This window comes from Shinella sp. HY16 (assembly GCF_028534175.1).
Classification (GTDB): Bacteria; Pseudomonadota; Alphaproteobacteria; order Rhizobiales; family Rhizobiaceae; genus Shinella.
Genome location: NZ_JAHYXL010000001.1, coordinates 240567 through 265455, shown reverse-complemented (window position 1 = coordinate 265455; position 24889 = coordinate 240567). Strand labels below are relative to the sequence as shown.

General features: G+C 66.5%; 16 protein-coding genes and 1 tRNA gene. 6 read left to right on the top strand and 11 right to left on the bottom strand.

Annotated features, from left to right (window positions below; genetic code table 11):
* Positions 1-34: 34 nt before the first annotated feature.
* The gene (locus K0P03_RS01350; protein WP_272790432.1) at positions 35-5485 is read left to right on the top strand and encodes an alpha-2-macroglobulin family protein; all 5451 of its coding nucleotides are present in this window, start codon (positions 35-37) and stop codon (positions 5483-5485) included.
* Positions 5486-5509: 24 nt separating this feature from the next.
* Positions 5510-7594: a penicillin-binding protein 1C gene (pbpC, locus tag K0P03_RS01345; RefSeq protein WP_272788713.1), complete on the top strand. Its 2085-nt coding sequence runs from the start codon at positions 5510-5512 to the stop codon at positions 7592-7594.
* Positions 7595-7763: 169 nt separating this feature from the next.
* Here the strand turns inward: pbpC and K0P03_RS01340 are convergent, their stop codons facing one another.
* The 10 genes from K0P03_RS01340 to K0P03_RS01295 form a co-directional block, all read right to left on the bottom strand.
* Positions 7764-8564 (bottom strand): crotonase/enoyl-CoA hydratase family protein, encoded by an 801-nt coding sequence (locus tag K0P03_RS01340; RefSeq protein WP_272788712.1) that lies wholly within the window; start codon positions 8562-8564, stop codon positions 7764-7766.
* Between the two features lie 35 nt (positions 8565-8599).
* On the bottom strand, positions 8600-9460 hold the full coding sequence (locus tag K0P03_RS01335; RefSeq protein ID WP_272788711.1) for a hydroxymethylglutaryl-CoA lyase: 861 nt from the start codon (positions 9458-9460) through the stop codon (positions 8600-8602).
* Positions 9457-11442, bottom strand: a complete 1986-nt coding sequence (locus K0P03_RS01330; protein ID WP_272788710.1) for an acetyl/propionyl/methylcrotonyl-CoA carboxylase subunit alpha — start codon at positions 11440-11442, stop codon at positions 9457-9459. Before K0P03_RS01330 ends, K0P03_RS01335 begins: the two co-directional genes overlap by 4 nt.
* 49 nt (positions 11443-11491) lie before the next feature.
* Entirely contained in the window at positions 11492-11875 is a 384-nt protein-coding gene (locus K0P03_RS01325) for a RidA family protein (protein ID WP_023515558.1), read from the bottom strand.
* A 13-nt stretch (positions 11876-11888) separates the two neighbouring features.
* Positions 11889-13496, bottom strand: coding sequence for a carboxyl transferase domain-containing protein (locus K0P03_RS01320; RefSeq protein WP_272788709.1), 1608 nt, complete (start codon positions 13494-13496; stop codon positions 11889-11891).
* On the bottom strand, positions 13496-14644 hold the full coding sequence (locus K0P03_RS01315; protein WP_272790431.1) for an isovaleryl-CoA dehydrogenase: 1149 nt from the start codon (positions 14642-14644) through the stop codon (positions 13496-13498). Before K0P03_RS01315 ends, K0P03_RS01320 begins: the two co-directional genes overlap by 1 nt.
* Before the next feature lie 96 nt (positions 14645-14740).
* Entirely contained in the window at positions 14741-18202 is a 3462-nt protein-coding gene (locus tag K0P03_RS01310) for an indolepyruvate ferredoxin oxidoreductase family protein (RefSeq protein ID WP_272788708.1), read from the bottom strand.
* 164 nt (positions 18203-18366) lie between these two features.
* Complete coding sequence (locus K0P03_RS01305) at positions 18367-18819, bottom strand: Lrp/AsnC family transcriptional regulator (RefSeq protein WP_024270192.1); 453 nt, start codon at positions 18817-18819, stop codon at positions 18367-18369.
* A 16-nt stretch (positions 18820-18835) separates the two neighbouring features.
* On the bottom strand, positions 18836-19993 hold the full coding sequence (locus K0P03_RS01300; RefSeq protein WP_272788707.1) for a fumarylacetoacetate hydrolase family protein: 1158 nt from the start codon (positions 19991-19993) through the stop codon (positions 18836-18838).
* Between the two features lie 128 nt (positions 19994-20121).
* Positions 20122-21312: an MFS transporter gene (locus K0P03_RS01295; RefSeq protein WP_272788706.1), complete on the bottom strand. Its 1191-nt coding sequence runs from the start codon at positions 21310-21312 to the stop codon at positions 20122-20124.
* Positions 21313-21391: 79 nt separating this feature from the next.
* Between K0P03_RS01295 and K0P03_RS01290 the strand changes: the two genes are divergently transcribed.
* Positions 21392-22420: an AraC family transcriptional regulator gene (locus K0P03_RS01290; RefSeq protein ID WP_272788705.1), complete on the top strand. Its 1029-nt coding sequence runs from the start codon at positions 21392-21394 to the stop codon at positions 22418-22420.
* Here the strand turns inward: K0P03_RS01290 and K0P03_RS01285 are convergent.
* Positions 22399-22473: transfer RNA gene (locus K0P03_RS01285), tRNA-Thr, on the bottom strand. The two genes, K0P03_RS01290 and K0P03_RS01285, sit on opposite strands and share 22 nt — an antisense overlap.
* 149 nt (positions 22474-22622) lie before the next feature.
* Between K0P03_RS01285 and K0P03_RS01280 the strand changes: the two genes are divergently transcribed.
* From K0P03_RS01280 to K0P03_RS01270, 3 genes are all read left to right on the top strand, one after another.
* Positions 22623-22823: a hypothetical protein gene (locus K0P03_RS01280; protein ID WP_023514846.1), complete on the top strand. Its 201-nt coding sequence runs from the start codon at positions 22623-22625 to the stop codon at positions 22821-22823.
* Between the two features lie 168 nt (positions 22824-22991).
* The gene (murA, locus tag K0P03_RS01275; protein ID WP_023514847.1) at positions 22992-24284 is read left to right on the top strand and encodes a UDP-N-acetylglucosamine 1-carboxyvinyltransferase; all 1293 of its coding nucleotides are present in this window, start codon (positions 22992-22994) and stop codon (positions 24282-24284) included.
* Positions 24285-24445: 161 nt separating this feature from the next.
* Positions 24446-24883: a DUF2948 family protein gene (locus K0P03_RS01270; protein WP_272788704.1), complete on the top strand. Its 438-nt coding sequence runs from the start codon at positions 24446-24448 to the stop codon at positions 24881-24883.
* Positions 24884-24889 lie beyond the last annotated feature (6 nt).

Sequence of the window (24889 nt, the reverse complement as noted above, 5' to 3'; positions counted from 1 at the left end):
ACGAGACGGGCAGCGTTAGGAGGACTTCATGTCTATGCGCGCATTCTTCGGTTTCTCGGCACTTCTTCTGGCTGCCGTCGCCTCCCCTCCCCTCCCTGCAGGCGCGCAGGAAACGCGCACCGTGGTCACGAGCGAGAACAGCGATTATTTCGGCTTCGACCTGCGCACCGTGCAGGACGTCACGCTCGACCAGTGCAAGACCGATTGCGTCGACGACCTGTCCTGCCGCGCCTTCACCTATAATCCCAAGGTGAAGTGGTGCTTCCTGAAGAGCGACTTCAACCAGCTCAACCATTTCCAGGGCGCTGTCGCCGGCAAGATCGTGCGTGCGGACGCCGCCGCCGATATCGGCGCACCGCCGGCCATGGCCTTCATCAGCGACTACATGATGAGCGACGCCCGCTCCTTCCGCAATTCGATGTCGCTCGCCGCCGAGCATACCGGCCAGGGTGCGGAAAGCCTTGCCTCGCTCGGCCGCATCGAGACCGCGTCTGGCCGCTTCGACCAGGCGCTGATCGCCTTCAAGGGTGCGCTTTCGCTGACGCCGGACGACTACTATCTCTGGATCGAGACCGCCGAATCCATGTCTCGCGCCTACAACAACAGCTACCTCGCCGGCCAGGGTGCGCTTGCGGCGATCAATGCCTATGACCTCTCGCGCACGACGGAAACCCGCGCCCGGGCGCTGGCGGTGCTTGCCGACACGCTCGACAAGTCGGGCAACTATCGCGCCGGTATCAATGCCTACAAGGCAAGTCTGGAGTTGAAGGAGGACGTCGCCGTGCGTTCGGCCTATCTCGGCCTCCGCGCCCGCCAGGGCTTCCGCGTCGTCAACCACACCATCGATTCCGACAGCGCGACACCACGGGCCTGCGTCGAGTTCTCCGAACCGCTCGTCAAGTCCGGCGCGGACTATGCATCGTTCGTGACGCTGGACGGCGCGGCACCGAAAGCCGTGGAGGCGAAGGACCGGCAGATCTGCGTCGAGGGACTGAACCACGGCCAGCGTTACAAGATCGCCTTCCGCCCTGGCCTGCCGTCGGCGGTCGACGAACCGCTGGAATCGGTCGTCGACCTCGACATCTATGTGCAGGACCGCGCCGCCATGGTGCGCTTCACCGGCGACGGCTTCGTGCTGCCGGGAAGCGTGCGCCGCGGCATCCCGATCGTTTCCGTCAACACCGACAGCGCCGACCTGAAGCTCTACCGCGTCGGTGACCGTGCCATCACCTCGCTGCTTTCCGAAAGCCGCTTCCTCACCCAGCTCGACGGTTACTCCGCCAGCCGCATCGAAAACGACAACGGCGAACTCGTCTGGCAGGGCAAGATCGATATCTCGCCCGAGCTCAACAAGGACGTCGTCACCAGCTTCCCGGTCGACGAGGCGCTGCCGGAGCGCAAGCCCGGCGTCTATGTCCTGACCGCCGCCGCCTCGAACGGCCGCTCCAACGAATGGGATGCCAAGGCGACACAGTGGTTCGTCGTCTCGGATGTCGGCCTCACCACCTATGCCGGCACGGATGGCCTCAACGTCTTCGCCCGCTCGCTCGACAGCGCTGGCCCGCTCGACGGCGTCGAGCTTCAGCTGATCGCCAAGAACAACGAGGTGCTCGGCACCGCGACGACCGATGCGGACGGCCGCGCGACCTTCACCGCCGGCCTGATGCGCGGCACCGCCGCCAACACGCCAGCCGTGATCCTCGCAAAGAAGGGCACGTCCGACTTCGTTTTCCTCGACATGACACGCGCCGGCTTCGACCTCTCGGACCGCGGCGTCACCGGCCGGCCGGCACCAGGTGCCATCGACGTGCTCGCCTGGACCGAGCGCGGCATCTACCGTGCCGGCGAGACCGTGCACGCGACGGCGCTCGCCCGCGACATCGAAGCCAATGCCGTCGAAAAACTGCCGCTCACCTTCGTCTTCAATCGCCCTGATGGCGTAGAGGATCGCCGCATCGTCAGCGACGGTGCCGCGCTCGGCGGCCATGCCGTCGACCTGCCGCTGCAGGAAAACAGCATGCGCGGCACCTGGACCATGCAGATCTTCACCGATCCCAAGGGGAGCGCGATCGGCGAAAAGCAGTTTCTCGTCGACGATTTCGTGCCCGACCGCATCGAATTCGACATGGCGAGCGAAACGAAGGCCATCGAGACCGGCGTTCCCGCGGAGGTCTCCGTCGAAGGCCGCTACCTCTACGGCGCGCCGGGCGCGGGCCTTGAAATCGAGGGCGACGTCGCCCTGAAACCGACCCGCCAGGACGCCGCCTTCCCCGGCTACGTCTTCGGTCTTGCCGACGAGGAGGCCCTTGAGGAAAGCACCACGCCGCTCGAAGGCCTCGACGTTCTCGACGACGACGGCAAGACGACCTTCGAGGTGAACATCGCCGACCTTCCCTCGACCACTCAGCGCCTCGAAGCGCTGGTCACGCTGCGCATGATGGAAGAGGGCGGCCGCGCCGTCGAGCGCAACCTGACCCTCCCGGTCAAGGCGGCCGGTGCGATGATCGGCGTAAAGCCGGAATTTTCCGATGGACTTGCGGAAAACAGCGTTGCCAACTTCACCGTCGTCGCTGTGGCGCCGGATGGCTCTCGGCAGGCGATGCAGGGCATGCCCTGGAAGCTGCTCGCCGTCGAGCGGAACTACCAATGGTATCGCGACGGCAGCTCGTGGCGTTACGAGCCGGTGCTTTCGACCAAGCAGATCGCCGACGGCACGGTCGATGCCGGTAAGGATGGCGGGCGCATATCGGTGCCTGTCACCTGGGGCCGCTATCGCCTGGAAGTGGAAAGCGCGGAGCCCGAAGGCCCGGCGACCAGCATCGAGTTCGACGCCGGCTGGTATGTCGCCGCAACCTCGACGGAAACGCCCGACGCGCTCGAAATCTCGCTCGACAAGGAAAACTATGCGGTCGGCGACACGGCCAAACTGAAGATCTCGTCGCGCCATGCCGGCCAGGTGCTGATCACCATCGGCGCCGAAAGCCTGATCGCCACCCAGACCGCCGCCATCGGCGCCGAGGGCGGCGAGGTGGAAATACCGATTACCAGGGAATGGGGTCCCGGTTCCTACGTCACTGCGACGCTCTTCCGTCCGGGGACGGACCAGGAAAGCCGCATGCCGATGCGCGCCATCGGCATCACCTGGCTGAAGGTCGATCCGGCCGACCGCAAGCTGAATGTCGCACTCGACGTTCCGGAAAAGACGCTGCCGCGCCAGCCGCTCGATATCGCGCTTACCCTCGCCGGCGCAGGCGCCAACGAGGAGGCCTATATCACGGTCGCCGCCGTCGATGTCGGCATCCTCAACCTCACCCGCTACGAAGCGCCCGATCCGGCCGGCTGGTATTTCGGCCAGCGTCGGCTCGGCATGGAGATTCGCGACCTCTACGGCCGGCTGATCGACGGCTCGCTCGGCGCCACCGGGCGGCTGCGCACCGGCGGCGACGGCGGCGAAGGGGCGCTTTCCGGCAATCCACCGACCGAAAAGCTCGTTGCCTTCTTCGCCGGCCCTGTGAAGCTCGATGCGGAAGGCAAGGCCAAGGTCGGCTTCGACATTCCGCAATTCAACGGAACGGCCCGCATCATGGCCGTCGGCTGGACGAAGACCGGCGTCGGCAGCGCGTCGAAGGACGTCGTCATCCGCGATCCGGTCGTGGTGACCGCGAGCCTGCCGAAATTCCTCGCTCCCGGGGACCGCGCCGACCTGAGGCTCGACATCACCAACACCGATGCCCCGGCCGGTGACTACATGGTCGAAGTCACCCACAACGCCTCCGTTATGGTCGAGCAGACCGGTGCGGGCCAGACGCTGCGGCTCGAGCCAGGCGGCAAGACGGCGCTCACCCTGCCGTTGATCGGCGGCGAGGCCGGCGACGGCGTCGTGACGGTCAAGCTCTCGAACGGTTCCGGCATGTCGCTGGAGCAGGCGCTCAACGTGCCGGTGCGCCCGGCCGCCATGCCGATCACCACGCGCCGGCCGATCGAGATCGCCGCCAATGGCAGCCTGACGATCGACGACCAACTCCTGGCCGACAGCCAGCTTGCCGGCGCCTCCGTCAGCCTCAGCGTTTCGCGCGCCGCCGCCTTCGACATCCCGGCACTCTTGATGGCCCTCGACCGCTATCCCTATGGCTGCACGGAGCAGACGACCAGCCGTGCGTTGCCGCTGCTCTATCTCAGCGAGCTCTCCAAACAGTCCGGCCTTGCCGAGGACACGGAAACGCAGAAGCGCGTGCAGGACGCGATCTATCGCGTGCTGGCCAACCAGTCCTCCTCCGGCAGCTTCGGCCTCTGGGGACCGAGCTACGGCGACCTGTGGCTCGACGCCTTCGTCACGGACTTCCTGACGCGGGCCCGCGAGCAGAAGTTCGACGTGCCGGAACAGGCCATGCTGCAGGCGCTTTCCAACCTGCAGAACGCCATCTCCTACGACGTCAACGTCTCCAGCCAGGGCAACGAGATCGCCTATGCGCTCTATGTGCTCGCCCGCAACCGCAAGGCCGCGATCAGCGACCTGCGCTACTATGCCGACACGAAGCTCTCGGAGTTCTCCTCGCCGCTCTCCCGCGCGCACCTTGCCGCCGCGCTCGGGCTCTACGGCGATGCGCAACGCTCGATGACGATCTTCTCCAATGCACTCGGCCTGTCGCGCGACAGCGTGCTGAATGCCAGCCTCTCGCGTACCGACTACGGTTCGTCGCTGCGTGACGGGGCCGCCATTCTGGCGCTTGCCGCCGAAGCCCGCCCGGTTCCGACCATCATTCCGGACCTGACGAAGCTCGTCGCCAAGCAGTGGGAAGACAAGCGCTGGACCAGCACGCAGGAACAGACCTGGATGCTGCTGGCCGCCCGTTCCGTGAAGGATGCCGACAAGGGCCTGGAGCTCGAGATCAACGGCGCCGCGCATTCCGGCGGCTACGCCGCGCAGATGACGGGCAAGGCGCTGATGGAGAACCCGCTGACGGTTGCCAACCGTACCGGCGAGCCGGTCTCGGCCATGCTGACGACGGTGGCAGCCCCGGCCGACCCGCTGCCGGCCGGCGGCGACGGCTTTGCCATCGAGCGCAGCTACTACACGCTGGACGGCGAGGAGGCGAACGTCTCCGAGGCAACGCAGAACGAGCGCTACGTCGTGGTGCTGAAAGTGACGGAGCACAATGACTGGCCGTCGCGCATCATCATAACCGACCTCCTGCCCGCCGGCTTCGAGATCGACAATCCGAGCCTCGTCGACAGCGCGAAGCTGGCGAATTTCGACTGGATCGGCGAGATCGAGCCTGCCCATACGGAGTTCCGCTACGACCGCTTCGTCGCAGCCTTCAACCGCAGCGCAGGCGACAATCGCGAGGTGACGCTCGCCTACGTCGTGCGCGCCGTGACACCGGGCACCTACGACCACCCGGCCGCACAGGTGGAGGACATGTACCGTCCGCAATACTCCGCCCGCACGGCGACCGGCCGCATGCAGGTCGTCAAGGCCGAGTAAGGGGCTGAGCGAGAGGACAGGCCAATGGCGCTCTGGCGCAAGCTCCTGATAGGCTCCCTCGGCGGGGCGGCGTTCATCGCCGCCCTCGCCGCCGGGCTCGACTATGCCGATCGCGCCTATCCGCCGCCGGTCACCGTGGCGGACACCGTTTCAAAGGAAGTGCTCGACCGCGACGGCCGCCTGCTGCGGGCCTTCGCGACGCCGGACGGGCTCTGGCGGCTGAAGACCACGGCTGCCGATGTCGATCCGCAGTTTCTGCGCATGCTTGTGGCCTATGAGGACCGGCGTTTTCACGAGCATGCGGGTATCGACCCGCTGGCGCTGCTGCGTGCGGCCGGGCAGTTCGTCACGAATGGCCGCATCGTCTCCGGCGCCTCCACGCTTTCCATGCAGGTCGCCCGGCTGATCGAGCCGCGCGAGAACCGCTCGATGCTAGCCAAGCTGCGCCAGATGGCCCGCGCGGTCCAGCTCGAACGGCGCCTCTCCAAGGCCGAGATCCTCGACCTCTACCTGACGCTCGCTCCTTATGGCGGCAATCTGGAGGGTGTACGCGCGGCCAGCCTCGCCTGGTTCGGCAAGGAGCCGAAGCGTCTTTCCGTCGCCCAAGCCGCCCTTCTCGTCGCCCTGCCGCAGCTTCCCGAAAAGCGCCGGCCGGACCGGCACCGCGCCGTGGCGGAGAAGGCGCGCGAGCGCGTGCTCGCCCGCATGGCCGTTTCCGAGATCATCGGCGAGGGCGAGGCGGAGCGCGCCAGTGCGGAAGCGGTGCCCGACCGCCGCCGCCAGCTTCCCGCCTATGCCGCGCACCTTTCGGAGCTTGCGCTGCGCAAGGATGCCAAGGCCACCGAACACAGGACGACGCTCGACCGCACCGTGCAGGACGGGCTGGAGACGGTGGCGCGCGAGGCGGCCGAGCGGCTCGGCCCAAAGGTCTCGATCGCCATGGTAATGGCCGATGCCCGCACCGGCGAGATCCTCGGCGAGGTCGGCTCGGCGGACTACTTCGACGGCAGCCGTGCCGGCTGGATCGACATGACGCGCATCCGCCGCTCGCCCGGCTCGGCGCTGAAACCCTTCATCTACGGCCTTGCCTTCGAGGAAGGCCTCGTCGCGCAGGAAACCATCGTCGAGGATCGGCCTGCCGACTTCTCCGGCTATCGTCCGCGCAATTTCGACATGACCTATCAGGGGGACGTCAGCGTGCGCAAGGCACTGCAGCTGTCGCTGAACGTGCCCGCCGTGCGCCTGCTGGAGGCGGTCGGTCCGACGCGGCTGATGGTGCGCTTCCGCCGCGCGGAGGTGCATCCCGAGCTGCCGCCGGGCGAAACGCCCGGCCTTGCCATCGGCCTTGGCGGCGTCGGTGTCACGCTGCGCGACCTCACCCAGCTCTACGCGGCGCTTGCCAATCGCGGCCTGCCGGTGCGCCTTGGCGATGGCATCGTGCGCGACGCGGCGGTGATAACGGGCGATCCGCTGCTCGACCCCGTCGCCGTCTGGCATGTCTCGGATGTGCTTTCCGGCGTCACGCCGCCCACCGGCAGCCGCCGCCTCGGCATCGCCTACAAGACCGGCACGAGCTACGGCTATCGCGATGCCTGGTCCGTCGGGTATGATGGCCGCCATGTGCTGGGCGTCTGGGTTGGCCGGGCCGACAACGGCGCGGTGCCGGGCCTCACCGGCTACGGCGCCGCCGCGCCCATCCTGTTCGAAGCCTTCGCCCGGTCCGGCCTCGCCATCACCGCACTGCCGCGCGCACCAGCCGGCGCGGTGCGCATTGCGCAATCCGAGCTTCCCGCAAGCCTTCGCCGCTTCTCGACCACGGCAAGCGGCCTTGTGGCCACGACCGCACGCGAACCGGCACCGGAAATCGTCTATCCGCCGGAAGGCGCCCATGTGGAACTCGGCGCGACAGCCGGCAAAGACATCTCACCGCTCGTGCTGAAACTCCAGGGCGGACGGGCGCCCTTCCGCTGGCTTGCCAACGGCAAGGTCCTGCCCGATGCCGCGCGCCGGCGCACGACGCAGTGGATGCCGGAGGGGGCTGGTTTCTCGACGCTGACCGTCATCGACGCCGCCGGGCGGGCAGCCAGCGTCAGGGTGTTCATCGAGTAGCGGGGGTTGCCCCTCATCCGCCTGCCGGCACCTTCTCCCCACAAGCGGGGCGAAGGAGATATGCCGCACCGATTTCCCCAACCATTACCCATTGGCAGGGCGCGTCCCCCGCATGCGGGGAGAGGGCTAGCGTCAGGGGTAACGCCAGAGCCGCGACGTCACCGGGACGCTACTTTGCCGTATCCGTCAGCACCCATCCCGGCTTGCGCTTTTCCAGAAACGCCGTGACCCCCTCCGCCGCTTCCGGCGTCTCCCAGGTGTCGGCCAGGCGCGTCAGGGTCATGTCGATGACCTTGTCGTCGATCGGCGGGGCAAGCGCGTGGGCAAGCGCCTTCGCCGCCGCGACCGCCTCCGGCGAGGCCGCGAAATAGGGGGCGATCTCGGCCTCGACCGCCGCGTCCAGTGCCTCGGCCGGAACGACGGCGCTGAGGAGGCCGATATCGCGTGCGGTCGGCGCATCGAACAGGCGAGCGGACGTAGCGAAGCGCAGGAAGGCGGCGGGGCCGATACGGGCGGCGACATAGGGGCTGATCGTCGCCGGGATGAGGCCGAGGCGGGTTTCCGTCAGGCCGAAGCGCGCACCTTCCACCGCGATCGCCGCATCGCAGACGCTGACGAGCCCGACGCCTCCGCCATAGGCCTGGCCGTTGACCCGGGCAACGAGCGGCTTGGACAGGTCGCGCAGCGCCTTCAGCATCACCGCAAGCCGGCGTGCCTCCACGATGCGCACCTCGCGCGTGGCCGCGATCTGCTCCTTCATCCAGTTGAGATCACCGCCGGCACAGAAGCTTTCGCCCTCGCCGGTGAGCACGACGAGGCGCACGGCCCTGTCCTCGCCGAGAAGGCCGGCGACCCCCGTCAGTTCACGGATCATCGGGCCGGACAGCGCATTGTGCTGCGCATGGCGGCGCAGCGTGAGCATAGCCACGCCGCGCCGGTCGACGGATACGGAAATCGTCTCGAAATTCATGGCTTCACCTCCTCGCCCCGCAAGGGCGCAAAATGCTAGGCGCCCTTGCCGGAGATCCGGCGCGCGAAAACGGCGGCCAGCGCCAGCTTCTCCCGGTCGAGGCCCGTCTCGAACCCCGCCGCCGCTAGCATGTCGGCGACGGCAAGCGTATCCACATTGCCGCGCGCACCCGGCGCATAGGGGCAGCCGCCGAGCCCACCGACCGAGGCATCGAAGACGGCAAGTCCATGATCCAGCGCGACGCGGATATTGTCGAGCGCCATCCCGCCCGTATCGTGAAAATGGCCGGCGAGCCTTTCCGGCGCGGCAATCGTCAGCACGACATCCAGCATGGCCGCGACCTCTTCCGGCCGGGCGCGGCCGATCGTGTCGCCAAGGCTCACCTCGTGGCAACCAAGAGCCAGCAACTGCCCGACCACCCATGCCGCGGCGGCGGGAGCCACCGGGCCGTCATAGGGGCATTGCACGACGCAGCTGACATAGCCGCGCAGCGGAATGCCATCCGCTTTCGCCGCTTGCGCGACCGGCCGGGCCCGCTCGATGCTCTCGGCGATCGAGCAGTTGAGGTTGGCCTGCGAAAAGCCTTCGGAGGCGGAGAGGAAGACGGCGACCTCATCGACACCGGCGGCTTTCGCCGCCTCGTAACCCTTCATGTTGGGCACCAGCGCCGCATAGGAAACACCTGGCCGGCGCGCGATACCGGCCATCACCTCGGCTCCGTCGGCAAGCTGCGGCACCCATTTCGGGCTGACGAAGCTCGTCACCTCGATGCGGCGGAATCCGCAATCCGAGAGGCGATCGATCAGCGCAATCTTGTCCGCGGCGGGGATGATCGCCTTCTCGTTCTGCAGGCCGTCGCGGGCGGCCATCTCGACGATTTCGATGCGGCGACTCATGTTGCCTCCTCCGGCTCCAGCGCCAAAAGCAAGGCGCCTTCGGCCACCTGATCGCCAACGGCGACGGGCACCACGGCCACTACCCCGTCACGTGGGGCTGCCAGCACCAGCTCCATCTTCATCGCCTCCATGGTCACCAGCGCATCGCCGCGGGTGACACGCGCGCCCGGCGCGACGGAAACGATGCGCACGAGCCCCGGCATGGGGGCAGAGAGCCGGTCACCACCCGCCGCTGCCTCGCCCTGGTGGCCAGCCTCCTCGGCAAGCGAAAAGGCATGGGCATGACCGCCGAGGAAGACGATGGTATCGGCACCCTCGCGATGAACGGTAGCAGACAGGATGCGGCCATCGACATCCGCGCGCACGGACCGGCCGTCGCTCGCCAGCAGGCCGATCTCGGTAGCAATGCCAGCGTGCTCGACGCGGAAACGGTTGCCGCCGCGGAAGGTGATCCGCAGCGCATGCTCCGCACCGCCATGGTCGAGAAAGACGCTCCGGGTCGCCTCGCTCCACAGCCGGAAACCGCGGACCTGGCTCCATGGATCAGGGTCGGCCGGTGCGTCAAGAAAACCGAGCGCCGAGAGGGCGGCAAGCGAAAAAACCTCCTCGGCTGCTTCGGGATCGGCCAGCAACCCCTCGCCTGCCCGACCGATCAGGCCCGTATCGACATCGCCCGCAGCAAAGGCCGGCAGGCGGCAGAGACGGGCGAGAAAACCGGCATTGGTCGTCAGCCCGCCGACGCGGCAGGCTTCGAGCGCCGCTTCCAGCCGCGCCAGCGCCTCCCTGCGGTTGCGACCATGGGTGATCACCTTGGCGATCATCGGATCGTAGTATGGGGTGATGATATCCCCGACGCGCACGCCGGAATCGATGCGCGCTTCACCCGGCAGGTCGAAGACCGTAAGGCGGCCGGTCGCCGGCAGGAAGTCGCGCGCCGGGTTTTCCGCGTAGAGCCGGGCCTCGAAGGCCCAGCCGTCGATGACAAGCTCGTCCTGCCGCCTCGGCAGGGGTTCGCCTGCGGCGACGCGAAGCTGCCATTCGACGAGATCGAGACCGGTGATCGCCTCCGTCACCGGGTGCTCGACCTGCAGGCGCGTGTTCATTTCCATGAAGTAGAAGCGATCCTGCCGCAGGCCTTCGGAAACGTCCGCGATGAACTCGACGGTGCCGGCGCCGCTATAGCCGATAGCCGCGGCCGCACGCACCGCGGCCTCCCCCATCACGACCCGCATCTCCGCCGTCATACCGGGTGCCGGCGCTTCCTCGATGACCTTCTGGTGGCGGCGCTGGAGCGAGCAATCGCGCTCGAAGAGATGCACGACATTGCCGTGCCCGTCGCCGAAGACCTGCACCTCGATATGACGGGGTTTGGCCATGTATTTTTCGACCAGCACGCGGCCGTCGCCGAATGCGCTTTCCGCCTCGCGCCGGGCGCTTTCGAGCGCGGCGGTAAAATCGGCGGGCCGCTCCACCCGCCGCATGCCCTTGCCTCCGCCGCCGGCGCGGGCCTTGATCAGCACCGGATAGCCGATCGCCTCCGCCTCGCCGGCAAGGAAATCGGCCTCCTGCCGTTCACCATGATAGCCCGGCACGACCGGCACGCCGGCCTTTTCCATCAGCGCCTTTGCGGCGTCCTTCAACCCCATGGCGCGGATCGCGCTCGCCGAAGGGCCGATGAAGACGAGGCCCGCCGCCTCCACCGCCTCGACGAAATCGGGGTTCTCCGAGAGGAAGCCGTAGCCGGGATGCACCGCTTCGGCACCGCTCGCCTTCGCGGCCGCAATAATGGCCGCACTGTTCAGGTAGCTGCCGGCCGCCTCTGCCGGGCCGATGCGGATGGCCTCGTCGGCCATCGCAGCATGCAGGGCCTGGCGATCCGCGTCGGAGTAGACAGCGACCGTCGCAACGCCCATGCGGCGGGCGGTGCCGATGACGCGGCAGGCGATTTCGCCGCGGTTGGCGATGAGGATCTTTCTGAACATCCTGCCTCCGGCAAACGGATAGGGAGACGCGGGACCGGGGTCCCGCGCGTTATCGTGCGGCAATGGCCTCGACCTCGAGCATCCACTTCTCGTCGAAGATGGCACAGACCACGACGCTCATCGCCGGGGCGATGGCGCCGAGATAGTCGCTGCGGATCTCGCGGTTGGCGGTCGCGTGGTGCCGGTCGGAGAGGAACGTCGTCACCTTGACGAGGTCGGCCTTGGACATGCCCGCCGCCTTCAGCTGCGCGTCGATGTTGCGCCAGACGAGGCGGGCCTGTTCCTCGAAGGTTTCCGGCAACTTGTCGTCGTCCGACACGGGGATCTGGCCGCTGATGAACAGCAGCGTCTTGAAATCCTCGATCTTCACGGCCTGCGAATAGCCGCCGCGCGGGGCGGGTGCGTTCTTGGCATTGATGGTTTCGCGGTTCATGGCATTGCCTCCTCTACATCCTGAAGACGCCGAAACGAGTGGGCTCGACCGGCGCATTGAGCGCCGCCGAGAGCGAGAGCGCCAGCACGTCGCGCGTCTTGCGCGGATCGACGATGCCGTCGTCCCAAAGCCGTGCCGAGGCATAGAGCGGATGGCTCTGCCGGGCGAACATGTCGATGGTCGGCTGCTTGAAGGCGGCCTCCTCCTCGGTGCTCCAGCTGCCGCCCGTGCGCTCGATGCCCTCGCGCCGGACGGTTGCGAGCACTCCCGCCGCCTGCTCGCCGCCCATGACGGCGATGCGGCTGTTCGGCCAGGTCCAGAGGAACCGCGGCGAATAGGCCCGGCCGCACATGCCGTAATTGCCCGCGCCGTAAGAACCGCCGATCAGGACGGTGATCTTCGGCACCTTCGCCGTCGCCACGGCGGTGACAAGCTTGGCGCCATGTTTGGCGATGCCCTCGGCCTCGTATTTGCGGCCGACCATGAAACCGGTGATGTTCTGCAGGAAAAGCAGCGGAATGCCGCGCTGGGCGCAGAGTTCGATGAAATGCGCGCCCTTGAGGGCGGCCTCGGAGAAGAGCACGCCATTGTTGGCGATGATGCCGACCGGAAGACCATGCAGCGCGGCAAAGCCGCAGACGAGCGTGGTGCCGAAGCGTGCCTTGAACTCGTCGAAGCGGGAACCGTCCACCACGCGGGCGATCACCTCGCGCACATCGTAGGGCGTGCGCGTGTCGGCCGGCACAATGCCGAGCAACTCTTCCGGGTCGTAAAGCGGTGCGTCGCCTTCGCCGGATTTCGCGAGCGGCGGCTTGTGCGTGTTGAGATTGGCGGCGATCTGGCGGGCGATGGCAAGCGCATGGCGGTCGTCACGCGCGAGGTGGTCGGCGACGCCGGAAAGACGGGTGTGCACGTCGCCGCCGCCGAGATCCTCGGCCGTCACCACCTCGCCCGTCGCGGCCTTCACCAGGGGCGGGCCGGCAAGGAAGATCGTGCCCTGATTCTCGACGATGACGGTCTCGTCGCTCATGGCCGGCACATAGGCGCCGCCGGCCGTGCAGCTGCCCATGACGACGGCGACCTGCGGGATACCGGCGGCCGACATCTGCGCCTGATTGTAGAAGATGCGGCCGAAATGATCGCGATCGGGGAAGACCTCGTCCTGGTTCGGCAGGTTGGCGCCGCCCGAGTCGACGAGATAGATGCAGGGCAGCCGGTTCTCCGCGGCGATCTCCTGCGCGCGCAGATGTTTTTTCACCGTGATGGGATAATAGGTGCCGCCCTTCACCGTCGCATCGTTGCAGACGATCATGCATTCGCGGCCGGAGACGCGGCCGATGCCCGATATCATACCGCCGGATGGCGAGGCGCCGTCATAGAGGCCATGTCCGGCCGTGAGGCCGATTTCGAGGAAGGGAGAGCCGGGGTCGAGCAATTGCGCGACACGGTCGCGCGGCAGGAGCTTGCCGCGGGAAACATGGCGCTCGCGCGCCTTCGCCCCGCCGCCATCCATGGCAAGGCCGGCTGCCTCCTCCACCAGGGCGAGCGCCTCGAGCATGGCCTTGCGGTTCGCCGCAAAGGTCTCGCTGCGGGTGTTCACGGCCGAAGGGATGGCCGGCATCACAGCGTCTCCTGGAAGATTTCGCGGCCGATGAGCATGCGGCGGATTTCCGAAGTGCCGGCGCCGATCTCGTAGAGCTTCGCATCGCGCAGCAGGCGGCCCGTCGGATAATCGTTGATGTAGCCGTTGCCGCCCAGGGCCTGGATGGCTTCGAGGGCCAGCTTCGTGGCGTTCTCGGCGGAAAGCAGGATGCAGCCGGCGGCGTCCTTGCGCGTCGTCTCGCCCCGGTCGCAGGCAGCGGCCACGGCATAGACATAGGCCCGCGCGGCGTTGAAGGCGACATACATGTCCGCCACCTTGCCCTGCATCAGCTGGAATTCGCCGATCGGCCGATCGAACTGCTTGCGCTCGTGAAGATAGGGGATGACGACATCGAGGCAGGCGGCCATGATGCCGAGCGGGCCGCCAGAGAGCACGACGCGCTCGTAATCGAGGCCGGACATCAGCACGTTGACGCCGCGCCCGACGGTGCCCATCACGTTCTCCTCCGGCACCTCGCAATCGGTAAAGACGAGTTCGCAGGTGTTGGAACCGCGCATGCCGAGCTTGTCGAGCTTCTGCGCCGTCGAGAAGCCCTTGAACCCCTTTTCGACGAGGAAGGCGGTGATGCCGCGCGAGCCGGCTTCCGGGTCCGTCTTGGCATAGACGACCAGCACGTCCGCATCCGGCCCGTTGGTGATCCACATCTTGTTGCCGTTCAGAACGTAACGGTCGCCGCGCTTTTCGGCACGCAGCTTCATCGAGACGACGTCGGAGCCGGCCCCCGGCTCCGACATGGCGAGCGCGCCGATATGTTCGCCGGAAATCAGCTTCGGCAGGTATTTTTCCCGCTGCGCGGCGCTGGCATTGCGCACGATCTGGTTGACGCAGAGGTTGGAGTGGGCGCCATAGCTGAGGCCCACCGAGGCCGAGGCGCGGCTGATCTCCTCCATCGCCACACAATGGGCAAGATAGCCCATGCCGGATCCGCCAAAACTTTCCGGCGCGGTGATGCCGAGCAGGCCAAGGTCACCCAGCTCACGCCAGAGCGGCATGGGAAAGGTGTTGCTGCGGTCGATTTCCGCCGCCTGCGGGGCGATACGGTCGCCCGCAAAACGCCGCACGCTCTCTCTCAGCGCGTCGATTTCCTCACCAAGCCCGAAGCTCATTGCAGCATCATACATGTCCGTCCTCCCCGGCCGGATGCCCCGGCATCCGCCTGCTTCCTCAAATCGCGGAACCGAACGACCGGCTCCATCGCGGCCTCAGGCGGCCGCTCTGTCTTGTCCTGCCATGTCGAAGACCAGGCGCATCTCCGCCTCGCGCGCCCGCACCCGCTTCACCGCCGCCTCTTTCACCGGGCCGTAACCACGAATTTCGCCGTAAAGCGACATGAGCGCAACGGCGGCATCGAGATTCTCGCGGCGAAGATTGTGCAACACGTGCTCGACCAGTGCCACGTAGTCGGCGATGAGCTGGCGCTCCATGCGCCGCTCCGCCGTGCGGCCGAACGGGTCGAAGGCGGTGCCGCGCAGGCCCTTCAGGCCGGCGAGCAGGCCGAAGGCCGGCAGCATCCAGCGGCCAAAGCGGCGTTTCCGCGGACGGCCGTTCGCATCCTCGCCTTTCAGGAAGGGCGGTGCGAGGTTGAAGGCGATGCTGTATTTGCCCTCGAACTGCTCCGCCAACCCGGCCTTGAAGGCAGGATCGGTGAAGAGTCGCGCCACCTCGTATTCGTCCTTGTAGGCGAGCAGCTGGGCATAGACATGCGCGACGGCGCGGACAAGCCGGTCGTCCGGCCCGAGGGCCCGTTCCGCCTCGCGCACACGCTCGACCAGCGCCTTGTAACGATCGGCAAGAGCGGCGTTCTGGTAGGCCGTCAGGTGTTTCACGCGATGAGCGACCAGTTCGTCCGGCGCCATGGTCTCCAGCGTCGCGACCGGCTTGCCGGTATGCAGCAGGCGTTCGGCGCGGGCCGGTTCGGCGGCGATCAACCGGCCCCAGCCGAAGGCGGCGAGCGTGGCGTCGACGGCAACGCCGTTCAGCACGATCGCCTGCTCGATCGACTGGCGCGTCAGCGGGATGAGGCCTTTCTGCCAGGCGAAGCCGGTCATCAGGATGTTCGTCGCCATGGCATTGCCGGCCACCTTCTCGGCGATCGTCGTGAAATCGAGAAGATGGGAGGGATCGCGCAGTGCGGTGCGCACCGTGCCCTCGACATCGCGGCGGCGGAAATCGAAGTCGCGCTGGCGCACGAAATCGGCGACCGGCGTCAGCTTGGTGTTGACGACGCCGGTCGTGCGGTGCTGGTCGCACAGCGTCGCGGCATCCTTCGAGGCGGCCACAACGTCGTCGGTAGCGAGGAGGAGATCCGCACCGCCCGTGACGATGCGCGGCGAGGAGACGTCCTCGTCGGCCAGGCCGATGCGCAGGTGGCTCATCACGGCGCCGCCCTTCTGGGCAAGTCCGGCCATGTCGAGGATCATCGGCGACTTGCCGTCGAGATGGGCGGCCATACCGAGGATGGCGCTGATCGTCAGGATGCCGGTACCGCCGATGCCAGCAATGGCGATGTTGTAGGAACGGTCGCCGATCGCAACGATGTCGGGCTCGACAACGCCCGACATGTCGGGATTGGCGCGCGCGGCCTTGCGCAGCCGGCCGCCTTCCACCGTCACGAAGGACGGGCAGAAGCCCTTGAGGCAGGAGTAATCCTTGTTGCAGGCCGACTGGTTGATCCTGCGCTTACGGCCGAACGCTGTGTCGAGCGGTTCGACGGAGACGCAGTTCGACTGCGTGGAACAGTCACCGCAGCCTTCGCAGACGGCGGGATTGATCAGCAGGCGAACAGGCGGGTCTTCCATCAGGCCGCGGGAGCGGCGGCGACGCTTCTCCGCCGCGCAGGTCTGCACATAGACGATGGCGGAGCAGCCGAGCGCCTCGCGGATATCGCGCATCACCCGGTCCATCTCGTCGCGATGCCGCACGATGACGCCGGGCGCAAGCATCGCCGGCGAATAGGCGTCCGGATGATCGGAAACGAGGTAGATTGGCGCCACACCCTCGTCATGCAGCTGCCGTGTCATCACTTCGGGGCTGAGGGGGCCATCGACAGGCTGGCCGCCGGTCATGGCCACCGCATCGTTGTAGAGCAGCTTGTAGGTGATGTTGACGCTGGCGGCGACGGACTGGCGGATCGCCAGGATGCCGGAATGATAATAGGTGCCGTCACCGAGATTGACGAAGATATGCTTCTCATCGCTGAAGGGCGCGATGCCCGACCACGGCACGCCCTCGGCACCCATATGGGTGAAGGTCGTGGTATCGCGGTCCATCCACTGCACCATGTAGTGGCAACCGATGCCGGCCGTCGCCCGGCTCCCCTCCGGCACCTTCGTCGAGGTGTTGTGCGGACAGCCGGAGCAGAAATAGGGCACGCGCTCGACCGGCGCCATGTGCGCCTTGCGGATCTTCTCGCGCTCCAGGAGATAGGCGAGTTCATTGGAAATGACCGTCTTCAGGCCGGCGTCGAAGTCGAACTGCAGGAGGCGGGCGGCGATCGCCCGCGCCACCATGCCGACGGACAGTGCCTCCGACAGCGGCAGGAACGGCTTGTCCTGATGATCGAACTTGCCGACGATGCGCAGCCGCTCGCCGTGGTGCCAGTTGAAGAGCTGCTGCTTGATCTGGTTCTCGATGATCTCGCGGCGCTCCTCGACGACCAGCACCTCCTCGAGGCCCTGCGAGAACTCGCGCACGCCTTCCGGCTCCAGCGGCCAGGGCATGCGGACCTTGTAGATGCGCATGCCGATCTCGGCCATCTCGGCCGGACCGAGCGAAAGCTCCTTCAGCGCCTGGAGCACATCCTCATAGGCCTTGCCCGACGCGATGATACCGAAGCGGGCGCGCGGCACGTCGTGCGTCACCTCGTCCACCCGGTTGGCGCGGGCAAAGGCAATGGCGGCATACCCCTTGTAGGTCTGGAGGCGCTCGTCCTGCGGCAGCGGCGGATCGGGCCAGCGCAGGCTGAGGCCATCCCGCGGCAACTCGAAATTGTCCGGGATGACGAACTGGCGGCGTTCGCCCGCAAGATCGACGGAAGCCGTCGTTTCGACCGTGTCGGCGATGAACTTCATGCCGACCCAACAGCCGGAATAGCGCGACATGGCGGTGCCGAGCAGGCCGTATTCGATGAATTCATGAATCGAAGACGGATAGAGCACCGGGATCAGCGCCGACATGAAGGCATGGTCCGACTGGTGCGGAATGGAGGACGACTTTGCCGAATGGTCGTCGCCGGCAAAACAGAGCACGCCGCCATGTTTCGCGGTGCCGGCGGCATTGGCGTGCTTCAGCACATCGCCACAGCGATCGACGCCCGGCCCCTTGCCATACCAGTAACCGGCGACGCCATCATAGCGCGCGCCCGGGGAAAGGTGGAGCTGCTGCGTGCCCCAGACGGCGGTGGCCGCCAGATCTTCGTTGACGCCCGGCCGGAACACGATGTCATGCGCCGCCAGGTGCTTCTTCGCTTTTGCAAGCTGCTGGTCGTAGCCGCCGAGCGGCGATCCACGATAACCCGAGATGAATGCGGCGGTGTTCAGCCCCGCAGCACGGTCGCGCCGCATCTGAACGATGGGCAGGCGCACGAGGGCCTGCGTGCCGGAAAGGAAGATCCTTCCCTCCTCCGCCATATACTTGTCCTCGAGAGAAAAGCTCTGCTTGAGCATGACTTCCTCCTCGATGGCTCTCCTCCATGAAAGCCATCCTCCATATGTAGGAGCCTACCCATGGATTGGGAGGAGCGGGTCCTTATTTTCGCGGCGGAGAATCACGGTTTGAGGACGGCATCCGCAAAGAATGCCCTCCGGCGCAAAGCCATCCTCATTTCCCGTCAGATCGGAACGCGATGCGTGTTCTTCAGCTCATCGAGCGCGAAGCTGGAATTGACGAAGCCGACGCCGGGCAGCCGCAGAAGCGCCTTCTTCAGGATCTCTTCGTACTGGCGCACGCTGCTCGTCAGGACACGCAGCACATAGTCGTGGTCGCCGGTCATGGAGTAACACTGCACGACCTCGGGCATGTGCTTCACCGCCTTCTCGAATTCCAGCAGCGTCGCCTCGTCGTGCTGCTTCAGCCGCACGAAGCAGAACACCGACACCTCGAATCCGACACGCTTCGGATCGACGGCGACGATGCGGCCGCGGATGATGCCCTGCCGTTCCATCTCCTTGATGCGCCGCCAGCAGGGCGTGTGGCTGAGGCCGACGCGCTCGCCGATCTCGGCGACCGTGAGCTCCGGCTCGCTCTGCAGCAGCCGCAGGATCTTGCGGCTCGTCTCGTCCATGCCGCCTTCGCCCATCTCACAGGAGCCCACGGGTAGAGAGGTTGCGCATCAGCGCCGTGATGCCGAAGGTCCAAGGCGGGCATTCGGTGGAAAGGCGCACCGTGTTGGTGAGGGCGCCGAGCTCGGCATTGGAGATCGTCACCCGGTCGCCGGTCTTATGGGTAAACCCCTGGCCAGGCGTGTCGCGGTCCTCGACGGGCGCGAAAAGCGTGCCCATGAACAGCAGGAAACCGTCGGGGTATTGATGGTGCTTGCCGATCGTCTGGGCGACGAGATCGAGAGGATCGCGGCTGATCTCGCGCATCGTGCTGCGCCCCTTCAGGACAAACCCGTCCTCGCCCTCGATCAGAAGGTCGAGATCGGCCTTGCGCACGTCGTCGATCGAATAGGTCGCGTCGAAGAGGCGGATGAACGGGCCGATGGCGGCGGAGGCATTGTTGTCCTTCGCCTTGCCGAGCAGCAGCGCCGAGCGCCCTTCGACGTCACGCAGGTTCACGTCGTTGCCGAGCGTCGCCCCCTTGACGCGACCCCGGCTGTCGACAGCAAGCACGATTTCCGGCTCCGGATTGTTCCACTTGGAGATCGGGTGCAGCCCGACCGAGGCGCCCCAGCCGACGGCGGCCAGAACCGGCGCCTTGGTGAAGACCTCGGCATCCGGCCCGATCCCGACTTCGAGATATTGCGACCAGACGCCCTCCTCGATCAGCGCCGCCTTGACCCTTGCCGCTGCGTCCGAGCCCGCCTTCAGGTCGCGCAGGCTGTCGCCGATGATGGCGATGACACGGCCGCGCACCTTCTCCGCCAGCGCCGGATTGCCCGCCGCCTTCTCCTCGATCACACGCTCGATCATCGAGCGGGCGAAGGTGACCCCGCAGGCCTTGACCGCCTGGAGGTCGCAGGGCGCGAGCAGGTGGGGCCGGGAGAAATTGCCGGCACCCTCGATGGAGTTCTCCAGCACCGCGTCGAGTGCACCGAGGTTCTCACCGGGCGCGGCATGGGCAACAGCGGCCGGATCGTCTTTCTCCAGCAGGGCCTGCATGGTGGGAATCTCGGAAGACGTAATGTCGCGCAGCCTGCCGTCCTGCAGCACCACGATCGCCGGACCCTGCACATCCGGCCGCCAGATGCGCCCGACAAAAGTCCCTTGCGAAAAATCTCCTGCCGTCACCGTCACGCGCCGCTCCTCCCGAAAACCTCGACTGGAGTTCTAGACCGAAAAGCATGACGGGGAACAGGGTAGAGACAGGCGTGCACAAACGAAAATAAGGGGATGGCGGGCGAGACCGCCGCCATCCCGTCCTGTCAGGCTGGCCGGGTGCGTACAGCCGAGACGATGGTGAGTGCTGCCAGCAACAGAACAGCGCCGCTGGCCACGAAGACGCTCGTCACGCCGCTTGCATCGAACAAGGCTCCGCCTGCGGCGGCGCCGGTGGCGATGGCGAAGTTGATGGCGGCAACGAAGAGGCCGCCTGCGCTCTCGGCCTCATCCGGCACCGCGCGGGTGATCCACGTCGACCAGGCGACCGGCACGGCACCGAAGGCAAGGCCCCAGAGGGCGACCATGGCCGCATCGCCGGCAAGGCTGCCGCCGAAGGTGGAGAGCGAGAGAGCGAGCACCCCCATCACGACGGGCATGATCGTCAACGTGAAGCGCATGGAGCGCTCCAGCAGCACAGCGCCAAGATAGTTGCCGAAGAAGGTGGCAATGCCGAAGCCGAGGAGAACAGCCGAGAAACCCTCGACACCGAGACCGGTCACCGTTTCAAGGAACGGCCTGATATAGGTAAAGAAGGCAAAATGACCGGTGAAGACGAGCAGGATCGCGAACATTGCGAAGCCGACGCCCGGCCGTGCCAAGACCTCGACGAGCGTGCCGAAGCGCGAATGGCCGCGCGGCGGAAGCGAAGGCAGCGTCGCAAGCTGCACGACGAGCGCCAATGCGCCGAGTACGGCAGCGCCCAGAAAGACATTCCGCCAGCCGACGATATCACCGACATAGCTGCCAACGGGCGCCGCGAAGACCGTGGCCGCCGAAACGCCGAGGAACATGACCGACAAGGCCTTCGGTACGACGGCCTCCGGCACCAGCCGCATCATGGTGGCCGCCGAAAGCGTCCAGAAACCGCCGAGCGCCATGCCGAGCAGCACCCGCCCAGCCAGCAGCATGGCGAGGTTGGACGCCATCGCCACCAGGAGGTTCGAGAAGATCAGGAGGACAGAAAGGCCAAGCAGCACGAGCCGCCGGTCGATCCTGCGCGTCACCACCGTGATCAGCAGGCTCGTCACCAGTGCGACCGCCGCCGTCGCCGTCACCGCCTGGCCGGCCATGCCCTCGGAAATCCGGAGATCTGCCGCCATCGGCGTCAGCAGGCTTGCGGGGAGGAACTCCGCCCCCACCAGCCCGAACACGCCGAACGTCATTGATATCACGGCCCCCCAGGCCGGCCGCGCGTCCGCTTCGCTTTGCGGCGCTGCGATTGTTGCATCCGTCATCTGCCATCCCTTTCCTGTTGCAGTGCGTGCTGCAAAAGGTGGGTTGAAACGCGAGACGCACAATGTCATTTTATCCGCAATGCTTGATCAATCGTCCGGCCTTCAAAAAAACAAACATGATCCCGTCAGCGAACTCCTGATGGGCATGCGCCTGCGCGGTGCCAGCTACGGCCGGCTCCAGCTCAGCCCACCCTTCGGCATCCGCTTTCCGGCGGGGCCGGAAGCCCGCTTCCATTTCGTCGCCCGCGGCAAGGTCCTGCTGCGCGCGCCGGGCGAGGTCGGGCGCGAACTCGCCTGCGGTGATGCCGTGCTTCTGCCGCGCGGCGAAGTGCACGAGATCGTCACCGGATCGCACGTCCAGATCCGTGACTACGAAAGTTACACGCGAAAGCCGCTCTGCGCCGATGTGGCAGCGGTGGAGGCCTGTATCAAGACCGCCGACCGGGAAAACGATACGCTGATCTTCACCGGCCGCATGGAGTTCGAACTCGACACGTTGCACCCGCTGGTCGGCCTCATGCCGCCGATCATGTCGGTCGGCGCGCTGATCGGCCGGCAGCCCGAACTGATGCCGCTGCTCGATGCCATGGAACGGGAAATGGGGGAGGAGCGTGTGGGCTCGGCCGGCATCCTCGCGCGCCTTGCCGACGTGATCGCCGCGTCCATCGTGCGTGGCTGGGTGGAGTGCGGCTGCGGCGATGCGACGGGTTGGATCGAGGCGCTGCGCGACCCGCGCCTCGGCCGCGTCATCGCCGCATTGCACCGCGAGCCCGGCAGGAACTGGACGCTTGCCGACATGGCCGGGGAAATGGGCAGCTCCCGCTCGGTCTTCGCAAAACGCTTCGTCGAGGTGACGGGCGTCACGCCGCAACGCTACGTCCTTGCCCTGCGCATGCGCCTTGCCGAGCAATGGTTCCGCCGCGACAAGCTCTCGATCGACACCGCCGCCCGCCGCCTCGGCTTCGGCTCCCAAGCGGCCTTCGCCCGTGCCTTCAAACGCGTCGTCGGCGAACCACCGGGACACACGCGCAAGAAGACGGCGGCGGCGAGCGCTTTGGAAAATGGGACGACGGGGAGGAGAAAGAATGGTGCTGCTAGAGAGATTTGAACTCTCGGCCTCTCCCTTACCAAGGGAGTGCTCTACCCCTGAGCTATAGCAGCATCCGGCGAAACGAAGGTCTGTTCCGCGTGAGCGAGGGCCTATTGCCATAGGTCATCCGGCAGTGCAAGCGGCGATTTCGCGATTGTTGCAACAAATCTGGTGATGGCGGTGCTTTTTTGCCGGGATGGATTTCGATAAGAGGACGGAGATGAACGGCAAAGACGAGACAAAAAGCGGGAAGATCAGGACCGAAGCGGAGATTCGCGCGGAGCGGCTGGCCAAGACGTTGCGCGACAATCTCCAGCGGCGAAAACAGCAGGCGCGCGCCCGCCGGGCCGGCGCGGCGGACGAAACGACCGGACTTCCCGGAGGCAATCCTGCCGCAAAAAAAGACGAATCGGACGGTTAGTCGGGCATGTCTTCAGCCGAAGACGACGGGGGTGGTTTTCCAACCGGCGCGCGCAAAAGGGCGGGCGGCCGGCATGGTCTTCATTTTTCGATCGCGATGCTCTAAAGAGGCCGCCATCTCCGAAAGCCGAAATTCTTTGAGAAAGGCGGGCCCGGCCCGTAATCGCACATGGATCGTATCCGAATTGTAGGCGGCAACGAACTTCGGGGCACCATCCCGATTTCCGGCGCCAAGAATGCCGCGCTGCCGCTGATGATCGCCTCGCTTCTCACCGACGACACGCTGACGTTGGAAAACGTGCCGCACCTTGCCGACGTCGAGCAGCTCATCCGCATCCTCGGCAACCACGGCGCCGACATTTCCGTCAATGGCCGCCGCGAGCGCCAGGGCGAAGGCTATTCGCGCACGATACACTTCACCTCGCGCAACATCGTCGACACCACGGCGCCCTACGAGCTCGTCTCGAAGATGCGCGCCTCCTTCTGGGTCATCGGCCCGCTGCTTGCCCGCGAAGGCAAGGCCCGCGTCTCGCTGCCGGGCGGCTGCGCCATCGGCACGCGCCCGGTCGACCTCTTCATCGAGGCGCTTGCCGCGCTTGGCGCGAAGATCGAGATCGACGGCGGCTACATCGAGGCGACGGCGCCGGACGGCGGTCTTATCGGTGCGCGCTACACCTTCCCGAAGGTCTCCGTCGGTGCGACGCACGTCCTGATGATGGCGGCGACGCTCGCCAAGGGCACGACGGTCATCGGCAATGCCGCCCGCGAGCCGGAAGTGCAGGACCTCGCCAAGTGCCTCAACGCCATGGGCGCCAAGATATCCGGTGCAGGCACCGCGACGATCACCATCGAGGGCGTCACCCAGCTGTCCGGCGCGCGCCACCGCGTGCTGCCCGACCGCATCGAAACCGGCACCTATGCCATGGCGGTCGCCATGACGGGCGGTGACGTGACGCTCGAAGGCACCGATGCTGCGCTGCTCGATACCGCACTCGAAGCGATCCGCCGGTCCGGCGCCGAGATCACCTCGACGGAAAGCGGCATCCGCATCGTGCGCAATGGCGGTGGCATCAAGCCGGTCGACGTGGTCACCGATCCCTTCCCGGGCTTCCCGACCGATCTGCAGGCACAGTTCATGGGCCTGATGACCAAGTCGAGCGGCATTTCGCACATCACCGAGACGATCTTCGAGAACCGCTTCATGCATGTGCAGGAGCTGGCCCGCCTCGGCGCGAAGATCTCGCTCTCCGGCCAGACGGCCAAGATCGAAGGCGTCGAGCGGCTGCGCGGCGCCCCGGTCATGGCAACGGACCTGCGCGCCTCGGTCTCGCTGGTCATCGCCGGCCTTGCCGCCGAAGGCGAGACCATGGTCTCGCGCGTCTACCACCTCGACCGCGGTTTCGAGCGGCTCGAGGAGAAGCTCACCCGTTGCGGCGCCGTCGTCGAACGCGTCAGCGACTGATCTTCCTTGCGCGGCAGGCGTTGCAGTCTGCCGCGCGCCGTCCTATCTCGTGGGAAAGACCGGGATGCTGCAAACCGCGGCGTTCCCAAGCATTTTCCCGCAATGCCGCTTGCGAAGGCGCTTTCCCGCCCCTTCGCCGGATTGCCCCTGAAGGACGCACCATGGACAGCCTGAAACTGCTCGCTCTCGATACGGAAGACCTTTCCGTCGTTTCCACCCATCTGCAGGACGCCGTCTTCAAGACCGACGGCCTCTCCTATGACGCCCGCCACGACATCTTTTCCGTCGTCGTCAACCGCTTCGTCTGGGAAAAGGCGGCCGGCCGCGGCAAGGCCTTCGAGCGCCGCCGCGCCGTCGTCGCCTTCAAGCGTGTCAACGCCGTGCGCTCGCTCGGTATCGACCGCAAGGACCAGGACGCCGTCTTCTCCCTGCTCGCCGTGAATTTCACCCAGAAGGGCGAAGGCCCGGACGGCACGCTGGAACTCGTACTCTCCGGCAGCGCCTCCATCGCGCTCGATGTGGAATGCGTCGAAGTTCAGCTTGCAGATACCGGCGGGGCATGGGAAACCAGCTTGAAGCCCCGCCATCCGGCGGTTTGAAGGATT

Excerpts from the sequence above, each read along its gene's own strand:
- K0P03_RS01315 (WP_272790431.1), bottom strand. The coding sequence starts at position 14,644 with ATGAGCTTCGGGCTTGGTGAGGAAATCGACGCGCTGAGAGAGAGCGTG.
- K0P03_RS01305 (WP_024270192.1), bottom strand. The coding sequence starts at position 18,819 with ATGGACGAGACGAGCCGCAAGATCCTGCGGCTGCTGCAGAGCGAGCCG.
- K0P03_RS01270 (WP_272788704.1), top strand. The coding sequence starts at position 24,446 with ATGGACAGCCTGAAACTGCTCGCTCTCGATACGGAAGACCTTTCCGTC.
- K0P03_RS01340 (WP_272788712.1), bottom strand. The coding sequence starts at position 8,564 with ATGAATTTCGAGACGATTTCCGTATCCGTCGACCGGCGCGGCGTGGCT.
- K0P03_RS01330 (WP_272788710.1), bottom strand. The coding sequence starts at position 11,442 with ATGTTCAGAAAGATCCTCATCGCCAACCGCGGCGAAATCGCCTGCCGC.
- K0P03_RS01325 (WP_023515558.1), bottom strand. The coding sequence starts at position 11,875 with ATGAACCGCGAAACCATCAATGCCAAGAACGCACCCGCCCCGCGCGGC.
- K0P03_RS01335 (WP_272788711.1), bottom strand. The coding sequence starts at position 9,460 with ATGAGTCGCCGCATCGAAATCGTCGAGATGGCCGCCCGCGACGGCCTG.
- K0P03_RS01295 (WP_272788706.1), bottom strand. The coding sequence starts at position 21,312 with ATGACGGATGCAACAATCGCAGCGCCGCAAAGCGAAGCGGACGCGCGG.
- K0P03_RS01290 (WP_272788705.1), top strand. The coding sequence starts at position 21,392 with ATGCTTGATCAATCGTCCGGCCTTCAAAAAAACAAACATGATCCCGTC.
- pbpC (WP_272788713.1), top strand. The coding sequence starts at position 5,510 with ATGGCGCTCTGGCGCAAGCTCCTGATAGGCTCCCTCGGCGGGGCGGCG.
- K0P03_RS01350 (WP_272790432.1), top strand. The coding sequence starts at position 35 with ATGCGCGCATTCTTCGGTTTCTCGGCACTTCTTCTGGCTGCCGTCGCC.
- K0P03_RS01310 (WP_272788708.1), bottom strand. The coding sequence starts at position 18,202 with ATGCTCAAGCAGAGCTTTTCTCTCGAGGACAAGTATATGGCGGAGGAG.
- murA (WP_023514847.1), top strand. The coding sequence starts at position 22,992 with ATGGATCGTATCCGAATTGTAGGCGGCAACGAACTTCGGGGCACCATC.
- K0P03_RS01280 (WP_023514846.1), top strand. The coding sequence starts at position 22,623 with ATGAACGGCAAAGACGAGACAAAAAGCGGGAAGATCAGGACCGAAGCG.
- K0P03_RS01320 (WP_272788709.1), bottom strand. The coding sequence starts at position 13,496 with ATGCCGGCCATCCCTTCGGCCGTGAACACCCGCAGCGAGACCTTTGCG.